This window comes from Rhabdochromatium marinum, assembly GCF_016583795.1.
GTDB classification, from domain to species: domain Bacteria; phylum Pseudomonadota; class Gammaproteobacteria; order Chromatiales; family Chromatiaceae; genus Rhabdochromatium; species Rhabdochromatium marinum.
In genome coordinates, this window is record NZ_NRRS01000027.1 from 1 (window position 1) to 17,031 (window position 17,031).

At 58.9% G+C, this 17,031-nt stretch carries 14 protein-coding genes; 11 read left to right on the forward strand and 3 right to left on the reverse strand.

Going from position 1 to position 17,031, the window contains the following annotated elements:
• Positions 1 to 323: 323 nt before the first annotated feature.
• The 3 genes from CKO36_RS09660 to map are packed head-to-tail and all read right to left on the reverse strand — an operon-like array spanning position 324 to position 5,284.
• Entirely contained in the window at positions 324 to 1,775 is a 1,452-nt protein-coding gene (locus CKO36_RS09660) for an MBOAT family O-acyltransferase (RefSeq protein WP_200283850.1), read from the reverse strand.
• Between the two features lie 45 nt (positions 1,776 to 1,820).
• Positions 1,821 to 4,493 (reverse strand): [protein-PII] uridylyltransferase, encoded by a 2,673-nt coding sequence (gene glnD / locus CKO36_RS09665; RefSeq protein ID WP_200283851.1) that lies wholly within the window; start codon positions 4,491 to 4,493, stop codon positions 1,821 to 1,823.
• An 8-nt stretch (positions 4,494 to 4,501) separates the two neighbouring features.
• Complete coding sequence (gene map, locus CKO36_RS09670) at positions 4,502 to 5,284, reverse strand: type I methionyl aminopeptidase (RefSeq protein ID WP_200283852.1); 783 nt, start codon at positions 5,282 to 5,284, stop codon at positions 4,502 to 4,504.
• A gap of 277 nt (positions 5,285 to 5,561) precedes the next feature.
• Between map and rpsB the strand changes: the two genes are divergently transcribed.
• The 11 genes from rpsB to lpxD all read left to right on the forward strand — a co-directional run bounded on the left by rpsB (position 5,562) and on the right by lpxD (position 17,024).
• The gene (gene rpsB / locus CKO36_RS09675) at positions 5,562 to 6,326 is read left to right on the forward strand and encodes a 30S ribosomal protein S2 (RefSeq protein WP_200283853.1); all 765 of its coding nucleotides are present in this window, start codon (positions 5,562 to 5,564) and stop codon (positions 6,324 to 6,326) included.
• A gap of 105 nt (positions 6,327 to 6,431) precedes the next feature.
• Entirely contained in the window at positions 6,432 to 7,313 is an 882-nt protein-coding gene (gene tsf / locus CKO36_RS09680) for a translation elongation factor Ts (RefSeq protein WP_200283854.1), read from the forward strand.
• 13 nt (positions 7,314 to 7,326) lie between these two features.
• Positions 7,327 to 8,040 carry a UMP kinase gene (gene pyrH / locus CKO36_RS09685; RefSeq protein WP_200283855.1) on the forward strand — a complete coding sequence of 238 codons (714 nt, stop codon included), beginning with the start codon at positions 7,327 to 7,329 and terminating at the stop codon, positions 8,038 to 8,040.
• Between the two features lie 2 nt (positions 8,041 to 8,042).
• Positions 8,043 to 8,600, forward strand: coding sequence for a ribosome recycling factor (frr, locus tag CKO36_RS09690; RefSeq protein WP_200283856.1), 558 nt, complete (start codon positions 8,043 to 8,045; stop codon positions 8,598 to 8,600).
• On the forward strand, positions 8,600 to 9,421 hold the full coding sequence (gene uppS / locus CKO36_RS09695) for a polyprenyl diphosphate synthase (RefSeq protein ID WP_200283857.1): 822 nt from the start codon (positions 8,600 to 8,602) through the stop codon (positions 9,419 to 9,421). Before frr ends, uppS begins: the two co-directional genes overlap by 1 nt.
• 20 nt (positions 9,422 to 9,441) lie before the next feature.
• On the forward strand, positions 9,442 to 10,311 hold the full coding sequence (locus tag CKO36_RS09700) for a phosphatidate cytidylyltransferase (RefSeq protein WP_207161436.1): 870 nt from the start codon (positions 9,442 to 9,444) through the stop codon (positions 10,309 to 10,311).
• Positions 10,308 to 11,516, forward strand: coding sequence for a 1-deoxy-D-xylulose-5-phosphate reductoisomerase (gene ispC, locus CKO36_RS09705; RefSeq protein WP_200283858.1), 1,209 nt, complete (start codon positions 10,308 to 10,310; stop codon positions 11,514 to 11,516). The genes CKO36_RS09700 and ispC overlap by 4 nt, the downstream gene beginning before the upstream one ends.
• Positions 11,513 to 12,883, forward strand: a complete 1,371-nt coding sequence (gene rseP / locus CKO36_RS09710) for an RIP metalloprotease RseP (RefSeq protein WP_338053449.1) — start codon at positions 11,513 to 11,515, stop codon at positions 12,881 to 12,883. The genes ispC and rseP overlap by 4 nt, the downstream gene beginning before the upstream one ends.
• Positions 12,884 to 13,017: 134 nt before the next feature.
• Positions 13,018 to 15,330: an outer membrane protein assembly factor BamA gene (bamA, locus tag CKO36_RS09715; RefSeq protein WP_200283890.1), complete on the forward strand. Its 2,313-nt coding sequence runs from the start codon at positions 13,018 to 13,020 to the stop codon at positions 15,328 to 15,330.
• Positions 15,331 to 15,371: 41 nt separating this feature from the next.
• On the forward strand, positions 15,372 to 15,911 hold the full coding sequence (locus CKO36_RS09720; protein ID WP_200283859.1) for an OmpH/Skp family outer membrane protein: 540 nt from the start codon (positions 15,372 to 15,374) through the stop codon (positions 15,909 to 15,911).
• A 36-nt stretch (positions 15,912 to 15,947) separates the two neighbouring features.
• On the forward strand, positions 15,948 to 17,024 hold the full coding sequence (gene lpxD / locus CKO36_RS09725; protein ID WP_200283860.1) for a UDP-3-O-(3-hydroxymyristoyl)glucosamine N-acyltransferase: 1,077 nt from the start codon (positions 15,948 to 15,950) through the stop codon (positions 17,022 to 17,024).
• Positions 17,025 to 17,031: the final 7 nt, after the last annotated feature.

Sequence of the window (17,031 nt, forward strand, 5' to 3'; positions counted from 1 at the left end):
GAAAGCCATGCGAAAAAATCGCCGGGGTCCGAAAAAACCGCTGACCAAACGCACTCGATACAAAGATAAGCCGCATGTCTCGACCGCCAAGCTTCTGGCCGCTGGTTAGCCCACCTTAAAAGGGCTGGTCTATGGAGTTACGAATCACTTCCTCCACGACGGCTTTGAACGTCGAGATACCGGCACCAGAAAGCCTGATCGGCTGATCAATCACAATCGGAAATTTTATAATGTGATCAATGCAGAGAATGGAGGGTAGCAGGATCGCCAGAACGCATCCTGCAAGAAACAGGTAACGATGCAGCCGGATCAACACCTGATTCTTAAAACCTGAAATAGAGAAACGGATTGTATTCGCTGCCAATAACGAACACGATAGACGCCAACAAAAGGGTTAAGGCAACTACGTCTCTTAGAACATTTTCCAGGCTCTGAGTTGCCACAGCACCCTGCACAGCTGTTTTTTCAGTAAAAACTCCAGCCAACGAAGCAATGTACGCACGGATCGGCCGCCATCGGAACAGCGACAGAAGGATTCCAATGGCCATGGCCAGATACCAGAACGGAATCGCTGCTTCATGGAAGCGCTCGTCGATATAGGCGTTTCCACCAAAACCAAACAGACTGCCGAGATAAAGGACGGCATCCGTTGGTGATTCCGCCCGAAACCAGACCCATCCGAGCATGACAACCATTAGGGAATACCCATGGGCTAACCATCCCGGCAGGCATTGCAGCCGGCTCGCCAGCCATGCCCGTTCCAAAATAAGGAACAGGCCATGGTAAGCGCCCCAAATTAAAAAATTCCATGCAGCACCGTGCCAAAATCCACATAAAATAAAAACCGCCATCAGATTTAAATATGTTCTTGCGGCGCTCACTCGGTTGCCGCCAAGCGGTATGTAGACATAGTCACGAAACCAGCGTGATAATGACATGTGCCAACGATGCCAGAATTCAGTTACCGACTGGGAAGTATAGGGATGGCGAAAGTTCCTTGGAAACGAGAAACCAATAATGAAGCCAATACCGATTGCCATATTGGAATAACCGGCAAAATCGAAATAGATTTGGAGCGTATATGCGATCAAACCACCCCAAGCCTCGATACTATCCAAAATGGTGACATCGGCGAATGCAACATCTGCAAAGCGCCCCACTTCATTCGCGATTAGCATTTTCTGCGCCAGCCCGATGATAAAGATGCGGGCCCCGATGGCTATTCGCGCAAGGGTCTGACGCCGATTACGCAACTGACTGGCAACAGTGCGATAACGCACAATGGGTCCAGCGACCAATTGTGGAAACATAGTGATGTACAGCGCCACTCGAATCCAGCTGTTCTCGTCTTTCGTATGGCCGCGATAGACGTCAACAAGATAAGAAATCGCCTGAAATGTAAAAAACGAAACACCGAGGGGAAGCGTGATGCCGAGCGGCTCAAGGGCCGCAGAAATTAGCGGCAGTCTGTTGATATTTTCAATGAAAAAATCCGCATATTTTGCCATGCCAAGCACGAGAAGATTCCATGCCACACCGATAACAAGCACCATTTTTCCGGTATTGGTGTTGTTCGATACGTATCTGCCAAGGCCCCAGTTAATGGTGACACTTAATAGCAGCATCAAAACGAATAGTGGCTCTCCCCAAGCATAGAAAAACAAGCTAAAAAACAGCAGGACAATGTTTTTCCCCGAGACTCCTGTGACGAGAAAATAAACAAAGAGAAACAGGGGCAAAAAAAAGAAAAGAAAAATCTCGGAACTGAAAACCAAAGCAGGTCTGTGCTCTATTCAGATAGTGGTTGCCATTCGGGTGTCTCAGGCACCAGCCGGTGCCTTTTCGAGGCGCTGGTAAATTTCCTGGCGCAGGCAGGCGAGCGCCGTTTCGCAGCGAATGGGGCCGGCATCAAGGGTGGTGATGAAAAAGACATCGTCCACCTCGGCGCCGACGGTGGCGATCTTGGCGCTTTGCAGGCGAATGTCACAACTGGCAAAGACGCTGCCGACTTCGGCAAGCAGACCGGGACGATCCAGGGTGACCAGGCGCATCATGGTGCGCTGGCGTTTGGGGTCATCGTTGAAGCTGATCCGGGTCTCGATCGGGAAGTGGTGGTGCTGACGCGGCAGGCGGCGTGCCACCTCGACCTGGTCATTGTCGAGCTGTTCGAGTTCACGATGCAGCAGGAGACAGAGCTCATCGGTGTCGGATCCCTCCGGAATGGCCTGGCCATCGGCACCCAACACCTGGAAGCTGTTGGCCGCACTGCCGTCAGCCGTGGTGGTAATGCGGGCATCGACAATGTTGAGGCCGAGCTGATCGAGCAGCGCCGTGGTGCGCACGAACAAATTCTTGTTATCGTGCGCATGGATGAAAATTTCGCTGCACCCGCGTGATGGCAGCGAGCGCAAGGCCACCAGCGGCAGACCGAGACGCTCGCTGGCAAAAATCTGCTGACTTTGCCAGGCGATTTCCTCGGGTGAGGCGGGAGCAAAAAAATCAGCGCTGAGTTTGCGCCACAGGTCGCGACATTGCTCGGCTTCAATGCCGGCACGGGCGAGGATGCGCATCGCCTCGGTCTGTTTCTGCTCAATGAGATCATCCTGCGCCTGAGGGTTGTCCAAGCCACGCTCCAGGGTATTGCGGGTGCTGAGGTAGAGTTCGCGCAGCAGCGCATCCTTCCAGGAAGTCCAGCGCTTGGGATTGGTGGCGCGCGAATCCGCAACCGTGAGCAAATACAGGTAATTCAGCCGGTTGGCATCGCCAACCTGAGCGGCGAATGCCTGAATCACATCGGGGTCGCGGATGTCCTTGCGCTGCGCAGTCAAGGACATGAGCAGATGCGTCTCCACCAGCCACATCACCAGCCGGCTGTCGTATTCGCTTAAATAATGCAGTTGGCAAAAATCCCAGGCATCGCGAGCGCCGAGCTGGGAGTGATCGCCGCCGCGTCCCTTGGCAATATCGTGTAGCAAGCCACCGAGGTACAGGAGCTCAAGTTTGGGAATGCGTCGGGCAATGGCGCTGCACAGCGGGAACTCGTGGTCAAAATCGCTGACGCTGAAACGGCGCAGGTTGCGGATCAGCCGCAGGGTATGCTCATCCACAGTATAGACGTGAAAAAGATCATATTGCATGCGCCCGACGATATTGGCAAAGGCGGGAATATAGCAGGCAAGGACACCATAGCGGTTCATACGCATCAGCACCCGGGTCAAGCCGGCGGGATGGCGCAGGATCTCCATAAACAAACTGCGCGCGCGCAGGTCTTCGCGGAAGTCGTCGTCAATGCGGTGGCGATTCTCGCGCACCAGACGGATGGTGCTAGCGCGCACGCCCTTAAGCTCAGGGTGAAGCTGCAAAATATGGAAAAGCTCCAGCAGCGCAAAGGGTGAGCGCCGAAACACCGCCTCGTGGGTGACTTCCAGATAGCCACTGCGGGACTGAAAGCGCTTGTTGATCGGCTGTGGCGGGCCGATGTGGTCGCCCAGCACAATGGCCTCACGGAACAACTGCAACAGCATCTCGTTGAGCCGGTTGAGTTCCATGACCGCGCGATAATACTGCTGCATGAACTGTTCCACTGCCAGATCGGTCTCGGTATCCGAGAAGCCAAACTCAGTGGCCAGCGTGCGCTGATAATCAAACAGCAGCCGGTCCTCACGGCGCCCGGCCAGGCGGTGCAGGGCGAAGCGAATCCGCCATAGCAACGCCTGGCTGTCGATCAGGGTGAAGTATTCGCTCTCGGTCAGGAAGCCGTGCCGCACCAGCGCCTCGAAATCGGGGGTGCCAAAATGACGCTTGGTCACCCAGGCGATCATCTGGATATCGCGCAGCCCACCGGGGTTTTCCTTGATGTTGGGTTCGAGGTTATAGGCAGTGTCGCCGTATTTTTGCCAGCGCATGCGTTGCTCATGGCATTTGGCGTCGAAAAACGCCGGGCTGGGCCAGATGCGCTCGGGGGCAATGGCGGCGAGCATGTCATCGAACAGCGCCTGACGCCCGGTAATCAAACGGGCTTCAATCAGATTGGTGATGACCGTCACATCTTCGCGCGCCTGGATTTCGCAGTCGGCCGGCGTTCGGACCGCATGTCCGACTTCCAGGTGGATATCCCACAGAAAGGTCAGGAAGGCACTCAGCGGCTCGGAAGTGGCATCGAGGGCGTCAGGATCGACCAGCATCAGCAGGTCGATGTCCGAAGCGGGCATGAGTTCTTCGCGCCCGTAGCCGCCCACGGCAACCAGGGCCGCCTGAGTATCGGGCGGGCCAACCGTGCGCCATGCCTGGATCAATAATTCGTCGATCAGGCGGCTGCGAGCCGTCGCGAGGGCGCCGACAGGTACAGCGGCGTCGAAGGCATCCGCCAGGCGCTGGGTGGCTTGCGCCAGCAGCTCACGGAAGACGGGAATGGCTTGCTCGGGCCTCGTGGTGGCGAGCTGTTCGCGTTCCTGGGTGGTCAGTGGCTGGTGAATGATGGGGTCATGGGGCATGGGCAGGTTTAGGCGGCCTCCATTTGAGCGCGCTCCTCATCGCGCAGCGTGAGGATTTCATGGCCGGTGCTGGTCACCAGGATACTGTGTTCCCACTGCGCCGACAGGCTGCGATCCTTGGTCACCACTGTCCAGCCATCGGGCAGCTGCTTAATAAAGCGCTTGCCGGCGTTGACCATGGGCTCAATGGTGAAACACATGCCGGGTTGCAGCACCAGACCCTCGCCGGGATTGCCGTAGTGCAGCACCTGGGGATCCTCATGGAATTGCCGGCCGATGCCATGACCGCAGTATTCATGCACCACCGAGAAGTTGTTGCTTTCAACCAGGGTTTGAATGACATGGCCGATGTCACCCAAGGTGGCGCCCGGGCGCACCACGGCGATGCCGGCGCGCATGGCCTGCTGGGTAACATCAATCAGCCGGCGCGCCAGCACCGAGGGTTGCCCAACAGTGAACATCTTGCTGGTATCGCCGTGATAGCCGTCCTTGATGACGGTCACGTCGATATTGAGCACATCGCCTTTTTTGAGTTTTTTCTGCGACGGGATGCCGTGACAGACCTGGTTGTTAACCGAGGTGCAGATCGACTTGGGAAAGCCGCGATAGTGCAGCGGGGCGGGGATGGCCTGCTGCTCCTGAGTGATGAAATCATGACACAGGCGGTCGAGTTCCTCGGTTGTCACACCGGGTTGCACATGCTCGCCGATCATGTCCAGCACCTCGGCGGCGAGCCGGCCGGCGATGCGCATTTTTTCGATTTCAGTGGGGCTCTTGATAGTAACGCTCATGAGTGCGGGCGATGCAGCTTAAAGACTGGGCGGCGGATTGGGGCCGGCCGCCGGGGAAAAATAATTTGGATCAGGCTACGAGGTATCGGGTGCATCGTTGCCCATGAACAGCCCGCCATGGTATAAGATGCGCCGCGTAGCCGCAAACGCGGTGCCGCTCAACGCATTCAACGCCACACGCGTTCCGACACATGGCACGGGGTGCCTCAACCAATCCGTAACACTTGGGGTTGTGTCATGGGGATCGCGGAGGTTCAACCCAACCGGAGAAGATCAAATGACCGACGTTTCCATGCGCCAGATGCTTCAGGCTGGCGTGCATTTCGGGCATCAGACCCGTTACTGGAACCCGAAGATGGGTGCCTACATCTTTGGCCAGCGCAACAAAATTCACATCATCAATCTGGAGCGCACCCTGCCGCTGTTCCAGGATGCCATGAACTATCTTGGCAAGCTTGCCGCCAATGGCGGGCGCATCATGTTCGTTGGCACCAAGCGCGCCGCGCACGACCCCATCCGCGAGGAAGCGCAGCGCTGCGGGATGCCTTATGTCAATCATCGCTGGCTCGGCGGCATGCTGACCAATTTCCAAACAGTGCGCAAATCCATCCAGCGCCTCAAGGATCTGGAGGCCATGTTTGAGGATGGCGGCATCGAACGCTTTGGCAAAAAAGAGGCGCTGACCCTGAGCCGCGAGCGTGACAAACTCGACCTGAGTCTGGGTGGCATTAAAAACATGACCAACCTGCCCGATGCGCTCTTTGTGATCGATGTCGGTCATGAGCGCATCGCAATTACCGAGGCCAACAAGCTCGGCATTCCCATCGTCGGCGTGGTGGACACCAACAATGATCCAAGCGCGGTGGACTATGTCATTCCGGGCAATGATGACGCCATTCGCGCGGTGCGCCTGTATATCGAAGCAGCCGCTTCGGCCATTCTCGATGCGCGCCAGACGGCGGCGGCCATGGCTGGCGGTCGCAACGCAGAAGACGCCGGCTTGGTGCCTGAGGACGAGGCGGAGTCCGCGCCCGCCGAATAAGCCGCACCACTGCTGCTCTCCGGCACCGCCCTGCGGCGAATGCCGGAGGTTAAGCGTGGTAAAAGGCCTGAACAGCTGACAGATTTTTGATTACTGGGGGATTTCATGGCAATTAGTGCCAGTTTGGTGAAAGAGCTTCGGGAACGCACCGGAGCTGGAATGATGGAATGCAAGAAGGCGCTGGTCGAAACGGCCGGCGACATTGAGGCGGCGATTGAGGCCATGCGCAAGTCCGGCCAGGCGAAGGCGGCCAAAAAGGCTGGCCGGACCGCCGCCGATGGTGTGGTCGAAATTCGCGTCTCCGATGATGGCAAGCAGGCGGTGGTGCTGGAGATCAACAGCGAGACCGATTTTGTGGCCAAAGACGAGAACTTTTCCGCCTTCGCAGCAGCGGCAGCAGATGCCGCCCTGGCCGCCGAGGTCGAGGATGCGCTGGCGCTGGCGGCGTTGACCCTGCCTTCGGGCGAGACCGTTGACAGCGCACGCGAGAGCCTGATCGCTAAGGTGGGTGAGAATATCCAATTGCGCCGCCTGCTGCGTTTCAGCAATGCCGAGGGACGCCTGCATCATTATCGCCATGGCACACGCATCGGCGTGCTGGTTGAGCTGATTGATGGTGATGACGCGCTCGGGCGCGATATCGCCATGCATATTGCGGCCACCAACCCGGGCTGGGTCAGTGAAGAGGATGTTCCCGCTGATGCAGTGGCTAAGGAACGCGAGATCTTCCGTGCCCAAGCGCTCGACAGCGGCAAACCGGAAAACATCATCGACAAGATCACCGATGGGCGGGTGCGCAAGTTCTTCGAGGAAGTCACGCTGCATGGGCAGGCCTTCGTCAAGGATACCGAGCAGACGGTTGGGCAACTGCTGAAAAAAACCGGCGCCAAAGTCAAGCGCTTTGCGCGCTTTGAGGTCGGCGAGGGTATCGAGAAGAAGACCGAGAACTTCGCCGAGGAAGTCCAGGCCCAGGCGCGCGGCGCCTGACGGCGGAGCATCAATGCAGCATCGGCGAATTCTCCTCAAACTGAGCGGAGAAGCCCTGCTCGGGGACACAAGCTGCGGAATCGACCCAGTGATTCTGCAGCGCATTGCCGCTGAAGTCGCCGAGGTGGTCGCTGCCGGGACCGGAATTGCTCTGGTTATCGGGGGCGGGAATATCCTGCGCGGCGCCGGCTTGGCCGATGCGGGCATGGATCGCGTCACCGCCGATCAGATGGGCATGCTCGCAACCGTGATGAATGCCCTGGCAATGCAGGATGCGCTGGAGCGTCTGCAAGTGCCGACCCGGGTAATGTCGGCGCTGAAAATTAATCAGGTGTGCGAGGATTACATCCGCCGTCGGGCGATGGCGCACCTGGATGCCGGGCGGGTGACGCTCTTTGCTGCTGGCATTGGCAATCCGTTTTTTACCACCGACTCCGCTGCCAGTCTACGCGCCATCGAAATTGGCGCCGATTTGCTGATTAAGGCCACCAAGGTCGATGGCATTTACTCGGCCGACCCGGTGACGCATCCCGAGGCGGTACTGTATCCTCGTCTCACCTATGATCAGGCGTTGCGCGAGAACCTTAAAGTGATGGATGCGACTGCGATTGTGCTCTGTCGCGACAACCGGGTTCCGCTGCGGGTCATGAACATTTACGAGCCGGGTGCGCTAGTCCGCGCCGCTGCCGGCGAAGACATTGGCTCATTGGTTGAGAGTGAACCCTAACAATGATCGACGACATCAAACAAAACGCCGCCGAGCGCATGGGCAAGAGCGTCGAAGCGCTCGGCCATGAGCTTGCGAAAATTCGCACGGGCCGCGCCCATCCATCGCTGCTCGATCATGTCAAGGTGTCCTACTACGGCTCGGAGGTGCCCATCAGTCAGGTGGCCAATGTGGCCGTCGAAGATGCCCGCACCCTGACCATCACGCCTTGGGAGCGCAATATGGTGCCGGTGGTCGAAAAGGCCATTATCCAGTCGGATCTGGGCATCAACCCCAATACGGCCGGCACCGTCATCCGGGTGCCCCTGCCGCAGCTGACCGAAGAGCGCCGCCGTGATTTGCAACGCATCGCCCGTCAGGAAGCCGAGCAGGCGCGAGTGGCGGTGCGCAATATCCGTCGCGATGCCAATCACGACCTGAAAGAACTAGTCAAGGAAAAGCTGATCTCTGAAGACGACGAACGCCGAGGTCAGGAGATTGTGCAAAAATTAACCGACCAGTACGTCAAGGAAGTCGATCAGGTTCTGGAGCGCAAAGAAACCGACTTGATGGCGATCTAATGATCGCTGTGCCCTCGGAGCCAGTGCCAGCCACTGAGCAGGCCGCTGCTGCATTGCCCGTGCATGTAGCCATCGTGATGGACGGCAACGGGCGCTGGGCCCGCCAACGCGGCTTGCCGCGCACCGCCGGACATCGCGCGGGAGCTAAAAGTGTGCGCGCAGTGGTGGAGGAATGCCTGCGCCGCGGTATTCCGGCCCTGACCGTTTTTGCTTTCAGCAGCGAGAACTGGCGGCGGCCGCCGTCCGAAGTCAGGGTGCTGTTGGAACTCTTCATGACCACCCTGCGCCTTGAGATTCGCCGCCTGATTGAGCATGACGTGCGCTTTCGGGTGATGGGTGATCTGAGTGCCTTCTCGCGCAAATTTCAGGATCAGGTGCGCGAGGCCGAACAGGTGACACGCAACAACCAGGCGCTGACGCTGCAAGTGGCGGCCAACTATGGCGGGCGCTGGGATATCGTGCAGGCCGTGCGGCGCTTGAGCGATGAGCTGCTGGCCGGGCATCTCAGTCCCGAGGCCATCACGGAGGATGCCATTGGCGAACGCCTCGCCTCCGCTGGCCTGGCGGATCCAGATCTTTTTATTCGCACCGGCGGTGAGCAACGGCTGAGTAACTTTTTGCTGTGGCAGTCCGCCTATGCGGAGCTGTACTTCTCCGAGCTGATGTGGCCGGAATTCGATGTCGATGCCTTCTCGCAGGCCCTGGCCGATTTCGCCCGCCGTCAGCGGCGCTTCGGACTCACCGGTGAGCAAGTCGGCGAGCAAGTACGCAACGATACCCGAAGCGCCGGTGAAGACGCGCAAACCCAACCTCCAGTCTGAATGGCTCAACGTACAGACTCTTGAGTACCCCCTCTGTAACATCTGACACCAACCGGCCACCGGTGTCGGGCGCCCTGCGCGAACGCATCCGCACCGCCCTGGTGCTGGCGCTCATAACCGTTGGCGCCGTGCTCTGGTTGCCGACCACTGGACTGGCCGTGGTGCTGCTGCCAGTGATGGGACTGAGCGCCTGGGAATTGGCGCGGCTGCTGGGCGTGCCGCACCGCTTATGGCGCTGGAGCTATCTGCTGGTCCTTTTGGCGCTGGTGCTGTGGGGATGGTTTGCCGGCTTGGGTGCGCAGCCATTACCGCTCTTGTTGCCGGTGGCGGCACTGTGGCTGGCCTTGGTGCCCGTGATCTTTCGTATGCAGCGATCAGCGCCAGCAACGGCGGTTGACTGGCACCTGCTGCTACTGTCGGCTCCCTTTGTGACGGCACCCTGGTTTGGTCTGCTGGCACTGCACGCCGCGCCCGCCGGTGGACCCTGGATGGTGCTCTTCCTGCTGATGCTGGTGTGGCTGACCGACTCCGGTGCCTACTTTGCCGGGCGTCGCTTTGGACGCCGCAAGCTGGCTCCCCGTCTCAGCCCCGGTAAGACCATCGAAGGGGTTATGGGTGGCCTGCTGGCCGCCGGTCTCTGGAGCCTGGCGCTGCTTCCGATGGCGGGTGATTGGCTGTCCTGGATCGGTCTGGCACTGCTGTGCATGCTGACAGCGGGGATCTCCGTGGTGGGCGATTTAGTCGAAAGCTGGCTGAAGCGCCGCCGCAACCTGAAGGATTCCGGTGCCTTGTTGCCTGGACATGGCGGCGTGCTGGATCGGCTGGACAGCCTGATGGCAGCGGTGCCGGTATTTGCGGTAGGTTTTTTGCTGTGGGAGACACTTCTATGATTGGCATTGCCGTGCTTGGTTCGACCGGCTCCATCGGCGTCAGCACTCTGGATGTGGTGCAGCGCCATCCGCAGCGCTTCCGCGTGCTGGCGCTGAGTGCGCATCGCAACCACGAACGCATGGCTGAGCAGTGCCGTGCTGTGCGGCCGCGTTATGCTGTGATGGTGGATGCAACGGCGGCCGAACAATTGCGCGCCGCCCTGGCCGATATGCCTGAACCGCCCGAGGTACTGGCCGGGGCGGAGGCGCTGGAGCAGATCGCCACGCTGCCCGAGGTGGACTATGTCATGGCCGCCATTGTTGGTGCTGCTGGGCTGCTGTCCACCCTGGCCGCTGCCAAAGCCGGCAAGCGGCTGCTGCTGGCCAACAAGGAGGCCCTGGTAGTGGCCGGTGCCATCCTGATGCGTGCCGCCCAGGCCTCGGGGGCTGAATTGCTGCCCATCGACAGCGAACATAATGCGATCTTTCAGTGCCTGCCACCGCAGCGGCCCGAGGGGCTGACGCACGCGGGGGTGGAGCGCATTTTGCTCACCGCCTCGGGCGGACCCTTCCGCACTACGCCGCCAGAAGACTTGGCGCGAGTGACGCCGGATCAGGCCTGCGCCCATCCGAACTGGAGCATGGGACGCAAGATTTCAGTCGATTCTGCCACCATGATGAACAAGGGGCTGGAGATCATTGAGGCCTGTTGGCTATTTGACACGCCGCCTGAGCGCATTCAGGTGGTGGTGCATCCGCAAAGCGTGATTCATTCCATGGTGCAGTACAACGATGGTTCGGTGCTGGCACAGCTGGGCAATCCGGATATGCGCACCCCGATCGCGCATGCGCTGGCCTGGCCTGAGCGCATTATCTCAGGCGTGGAGCCGCTCGACATCTTTGCCGTGGCCCGACTGGATTTTGAGCCTCCCGCCCCCGAACGTTTCCCGTGTCTGCGCCTGGCCTATCGCGCGGCGCGCGAGGGTGGCACGGCACCGGTGGTGTTGAATGCCGCCAACGAGGTTGCTGTCGCCGCCTTTCTGGAGCAGCGCATCGGCTTTACTGCCATTGGCCGGATTGTCGAGATGGCCATGGACCGACTGCCGGCCGTACCGGTGGATGCGCAGGGACCGCATCAGGGACTCGATCAGGTGCTCGGTGTTGATCAGCAGGCCCGCGCGGTCGCAGAGCAAGCCATCCTTGAGGTGGGAGCCACCGCCGCATGATGGATCTGCTGCTGAAGCTCGGCGCCTTTCTGGTCGCCATCGCCATCCTGATCGCGGTGCATGAGTTTGGCCACTTCTGGGTAGCGCGGCGCCTGGGGGTTAAGGTGCTGCGCTTTTCGCTCGGGTTTGGCAATCCTCTGCTGACCTGGCATCGGCGTGGTGATGAAACCGAATATGTGCTGGCCGCCTGGCCCATTGGCGGCTATGTGAAAATGGTCGATGAGCGCGAAGAAGAGGTCGTGGATCCGGCCGATCTGCCGCGTGCCTTCAATCGCCAGCCGTTGTGGAAGCGTTCAGCCATTGTGGTCGCCGGACCACTGGCCAATTTTCTCTTTGCCTTTCTAGTGTATTGGCTGGTGTTCATGGCCGGTCAGACGGGGCTGCGCCCCGAGGTCGGCGAGGTATTGCCCGAGTCCATCGCTGCCAGTGCCGGTTTTGCCCCTGGCGATCTAATCGAGCGCGTTGATGGACGTGACACCCCTACCTGGAGCTCGGTTTGGTTCACCTTGCTGCAAAGTGCCTTTGGCGGTGAGGATGTCCCGGTGCGGGTGCGCGATGCTGACGGTCGAGCACAGGATCGCTGGTTGCCAGGCACCGAACTGGCGACGCTGGACCCAGCCCATGGGTTTTTGGACTCGGTGGGCCTGATCGGACCGCGTCCGGTACTACCGCCAATCATCGGTGAACTGATGTCCGGACAACCGGCGCTGGCAGCCGGGTTACAGAGCGGTGATCGGGTCACGGCTATCAATGACCAGCCGATTGAGCTGTGGGAGGACTTGGTCGAGACGGTGCGCGCTAGCCCCGGGCAACCGCTGAATATCCAGATTGAGCGCGGCGCCAACACGCAGATGATCCATCTGGTGCCGGCGGTGATCACTGAAGGAGAGGAGCGCATCGGGCGCATTGGCGCCGGGCCCCAGGTGCCGGATGATCTGCTTGATAAGCGCGAGGTGCTGGTACGCCTTGGCCCTCTGGAGGCCGCCGGAGCAGCGGCAGGCCGGGTGGTCGATGTATCCGTGCTGACGCTGCGCATGATCGGACGCATGCTGACCGGGCGGGCTTCGGTTGAGAATCTCAGCAGCCCGATTGGCATCGCCGATGCTGCCGGGCGTACCGCAAGCTACGGACTTGAATCCTTCGTGACCTTTTTGGCATTGCTGAGCGTCAGCTTGGGATTGTTAAATCTGCTACCGGTGCCGGTGCTGGATGGCGGACATTTGCTGTTTTTTGCGGTGGAGGGCGTCATTCGCCGTCCGGTGCCGGATCTGGTTCTGGAGCAGGGACAACGGCTGGGCATTGCACTGCTGGTAGGCTTGATGGCGCTGGCTTTTTATGTCGATATTGCGCGTTTTCTCGGTCTGTGACACTTGATCTGTGAGACTTGGGCTGATTAAGGGCTTTCCCTTATACTAGCCCCTTCTTCCGACGCGGGGTGCGTCCCCGGGTCTGAACAGCTTAAATCCATGAGGGCTAAGGTGTGCCAAAGCTGATCAAACGCATGATGCCGCAACGCGCGGGCGCGCTCAGCCTATTGCTGATCCTAGCCCTGTGGGTTAGCGCTGCGGCGGCTGAGTTCCGCATTGCTGATATTCGCGTCGAGGGCCTGCAACGCATTGCCGCAGGTACGGTGTTCAACTATCTCCCGGTGCAAATCAACGACCAGGTCGCCGATGATGTCACTGCCGATATTATTCGCTCGCTGTATGCCACTGGCTTTTTCGATGATGTCAAGGTCGAGCGCGATGGCAATGTGCTGGTTATTTGGGTACGCGAACGCCCGGCGGTGGCTAAAATTGACATTTCCGGCAACAAATCCATCAAGACCGATGACCTCAAGGAAGGCCTGAAGGAAATCGGCCTGGCCGAGGGGCGGGTGTTCAACCGTTCAGTGCTGGATCGCATTGAGCAGGAACTGCGCCGTCAGTATTTTGCCGCCGGCAAGTATGGCGTCAAGGTTGAATCCACCGTCTCGCCGCTGGAACGCAACCGAGTGGCGGTAGCCATTGAGGTGACTGAAGGTCTAACGGCGCGCTTAAAACAGATCAACATCATCGGCAACGAGGATTTCCCGGAAAAAACCCTGCTGAAGCAATTCAAGCTTGGCGATACCACCTGGCATTCCTTCTACAGCAAAAACGATCAATACTCCAAGGAAAAGCTCGCCGGTGATCTGGAAGCCCTGCGCTCGTTTTATCTTGACCGCGGCTACATCAACTTCAAGATTACCTCGACTCAGGTCACCATCAGCCCGGATAAAAACGACATCTATGTCACCATCGCTATTGACGAGGGTGATGTCTATTACGTCAGCGATATTCGTCTAGCTGGTGACCCCTCGATTCCGGTGGAGCAGTTGTTTCCACTGATTCATATGCAGCGCGAAGCGGTGTTTTCGCGCAAGGCCGCCAGCGAAAGTGCCGAGCGTATCTCGGAGCAACTCGGCAATGAGGGCTATGCTTTTGCCAATGTGAACACGGTGCCCGAGGTTGATGATGAAAACAAAACAGTTGCGGTGACCTTTTTTGTTGATCCCGGTAAGCGCGTCTATGTGCGCCGGGTCAACATGAAAGGCAATACCCGCACCCGTGATGAAGTGCTGCGCCGCGAAATGCGCCAGCTCGAAACAGCCTGGTTCTCAGCTGATCTGGTGCGACGCTCGCGCGAGCGCTTGCAGCGGCTGGGTTTCTTTGAAGATGTGAACATCGAAACTCCAGCCGTGCCGGGGTCGCCCGACCTGGTTGATGTGGATGTCACCGTCAAGGAAAAACCCTCGGGCAACCTGCTGGCTGGCGTCGGTTATTCGCAGTCGGAGGGGGTTTTGTTCAATACCAGCATATCGCAGAATAACTTTCTCGGCACCGGCAAGCAGGTCTCCTTTGCCTTTAATACCAGTCGCAGCGATCAACTCTATCGCCTCGCCTATACCAACCCCTATTACACCGTCGATGGGATTAGCCGGGGGTTTGATCTGAGCTACCGCAGCACCGATTTCGATCAGTACATCGGCGCTGATTACTCCACAGATGTGGGGCTGGCGGCGGTGAATTTTGGCCTGCCAATCTCCGATACCAGTCGCGCCGGCCTGGGAGCGCGCTATCAATACACCCATTTCTTTGCCGGCGATTACTCGATGCTGGCGCAGGATTTTGTGGCCAATAACGGCGACAAGTTCAACGATGTCTTCCTGACCGCCAGCTATACCAAAGACTCGCGCGATTCGGCCATTTTCCCCACTAAGGGCACCTTGCAACGCCTCTATGGTGAGGTCGCAGTCCCCGGCAGCGATCTGGAATACTATCGCCTCAATTATCGCGGTCAGCAGTACATTCCGCTCACGCGGCGCTTCACCTTCTCGGTGCGGGCTGATTTTGGCTACGGTGGTGGCTATGCTGATACCGACAGCATGCCCTTTTTTAATAACTTCTATGCCGGTGGGCCAAATTCGGTGCGCGGCTGGCAGGCCAATACCCTCGGGCCGCGCGAAACCACCCAAGAGGAGGATCCGGTCGGTGGTAACCTGAAACTGACCGGAAGCATCGAACTGTTTGCGCCTCCGCCGGTCGGAGGCAAATTCTCGAAGACACTGCGGCTCGGCGCCTTCTTTGATTTTGGCAATGTCTGGTGGACCGAAGACACCGATCTGGTGGCTCCGACCGGGTTTGATCTGGGCGATTTGCGCTATTCAGCGGGACTTTCGGTGGCCTGGCTGTCACCGGTGGGTGCACTGTCGCTGAGTCTGGCGTATCCGATCAACTCGAAAGATGAGGATGAGACGGAGGTGTTCCAATTTTCTTTCGGTCAAAACTTCTGATTGCGCAGCCTCTGGCTGAGAATATCCCGGGATATGCTGCCATGGCTTTAAGAAGCATACTGATTGCAATCGGGCTTGTGGCCAGTGTGTCGAGCCAGGTTGTCGCTGATGAACCAGGCAACGGCAGCACCACCGCTTTGCGTATTGCCGTGGTTGATCCAAATCGAATTGTCGAGGAATCGCCGCAGTATGAGTCGGCCCGCAAGGTATTGCTGGAGGAATTGAACGAGCGCGAAAGCACTCTGCTCGATCAACAGGCGGCCATCGACAAGCTGCAAAACCGTCTGGAGCGGGATGTCGCCCTAATGAGCGAGGATGAGCTACAGCGCCTGCAAAACGATATTCGTTCACGCTCGCGGCGTCTGCGCTACGAGAAGGAGGAAATGCAGGAGGACTTTGCTCTGCGCAAAAACGAACTGCGCACCCGTCTGGTGAAGCAGGTCGAGGAAGTGGTGGCGCAAATTGCTCAAGAGAAAGGCATTGATTTGATTCTGACCGATGGCGTGGTCTACTTTAGTGAGCGCATGGACGTGTCTGCTGCAATCATCGAACGCCTCAAACAGGGATTCGCTGACCGCTGACGGCGGTCGCGTGGTGCACGGGAGTCGCAGACGAAGGTGGCGCTAGCACTGGCGGAATTGGCCACATACCTTGGTGTGGAGCTGCGGGGCGCTGGCGGCGGCACAATTGCCCGGGTTGCCACGCTGGAGCGCGCTAGGCAGGACTGCCTGTGCTTTCTTGCTGACCCGAAACTGCGCGACCGTCTGACACGGACCAGCGCTGGTGCGGTGATTCTGCGAGCCGAGGATGCTGAAGACTGTCCGGTTCCGGCGCTGGTGGCGGAGAATCCCTATCTTGTGTTTGCGCGGGCGATTGAAATCCTGCACCCGCCAGCCCGGGCAAACCCCGGTTGTCACCCCAGTGCGGTGGTGGACTCAAGCGCGCAGATCGATCCCAGCGCCTCCGTCGGCCCTCTGTGTGTGATCGAGGCGAATGTGGTAATCGGTCCCCGTGTGCAGCTGGGGCCAGGTTGTATTGTGCTGGCCGGTGCGTGTATTGGTGCTGACTCGCGGCTGGTCGCTCGGGTGGTGATTGGCCCCAGGAGCGAGATTGGCGCGCGTGCACTGCTGCACCCGGGAGCGGTGATTGGCAGCGAGGGCTTTGGTTTTGCTCGCGATGCTGAGCGCTGGGTGCACATCAACCAGATTGGTCGGGTGGTGCTCGGCGATGAGGTGGAAATCGGTGCCAATACAACCATCGATTGTGGTGCAATTGAGGAGACGCGCCTCGACGCTGGGGTGAAAGTCGATAATCTGGTCCATATTGCGCACAATGTGCAAATTGGTGAAAACACCGCCATTGCCGCTTGCACAGGCATTGCCGGCTCAACCCGCATCGGTCGCCAGTGCACCCTGGCTGGCGCTGTGGGCGTGGCCGGACATTTAACTATCGCTGATGATGTGCATTTCTCCGGCATGGCGATGGTCACCCGCTCGTTTCAGAAGGCGGGTGTCTACGGCAGCGGCATTCCCGCGCTGCCGGCGGCGGATTGGCGTCGTCAAACCGTACGACTTCGACAGCTTGATGATATGGCCAGGCGTTTGAAGCATCTCGAAGAGCGTCTTGCGGCGCTGGATGCGGATGTCCTCAGGCGCCCGGTCGAAGATAACGAGTCGCTTGCGGCTCGCAAGTGAGTTCCGT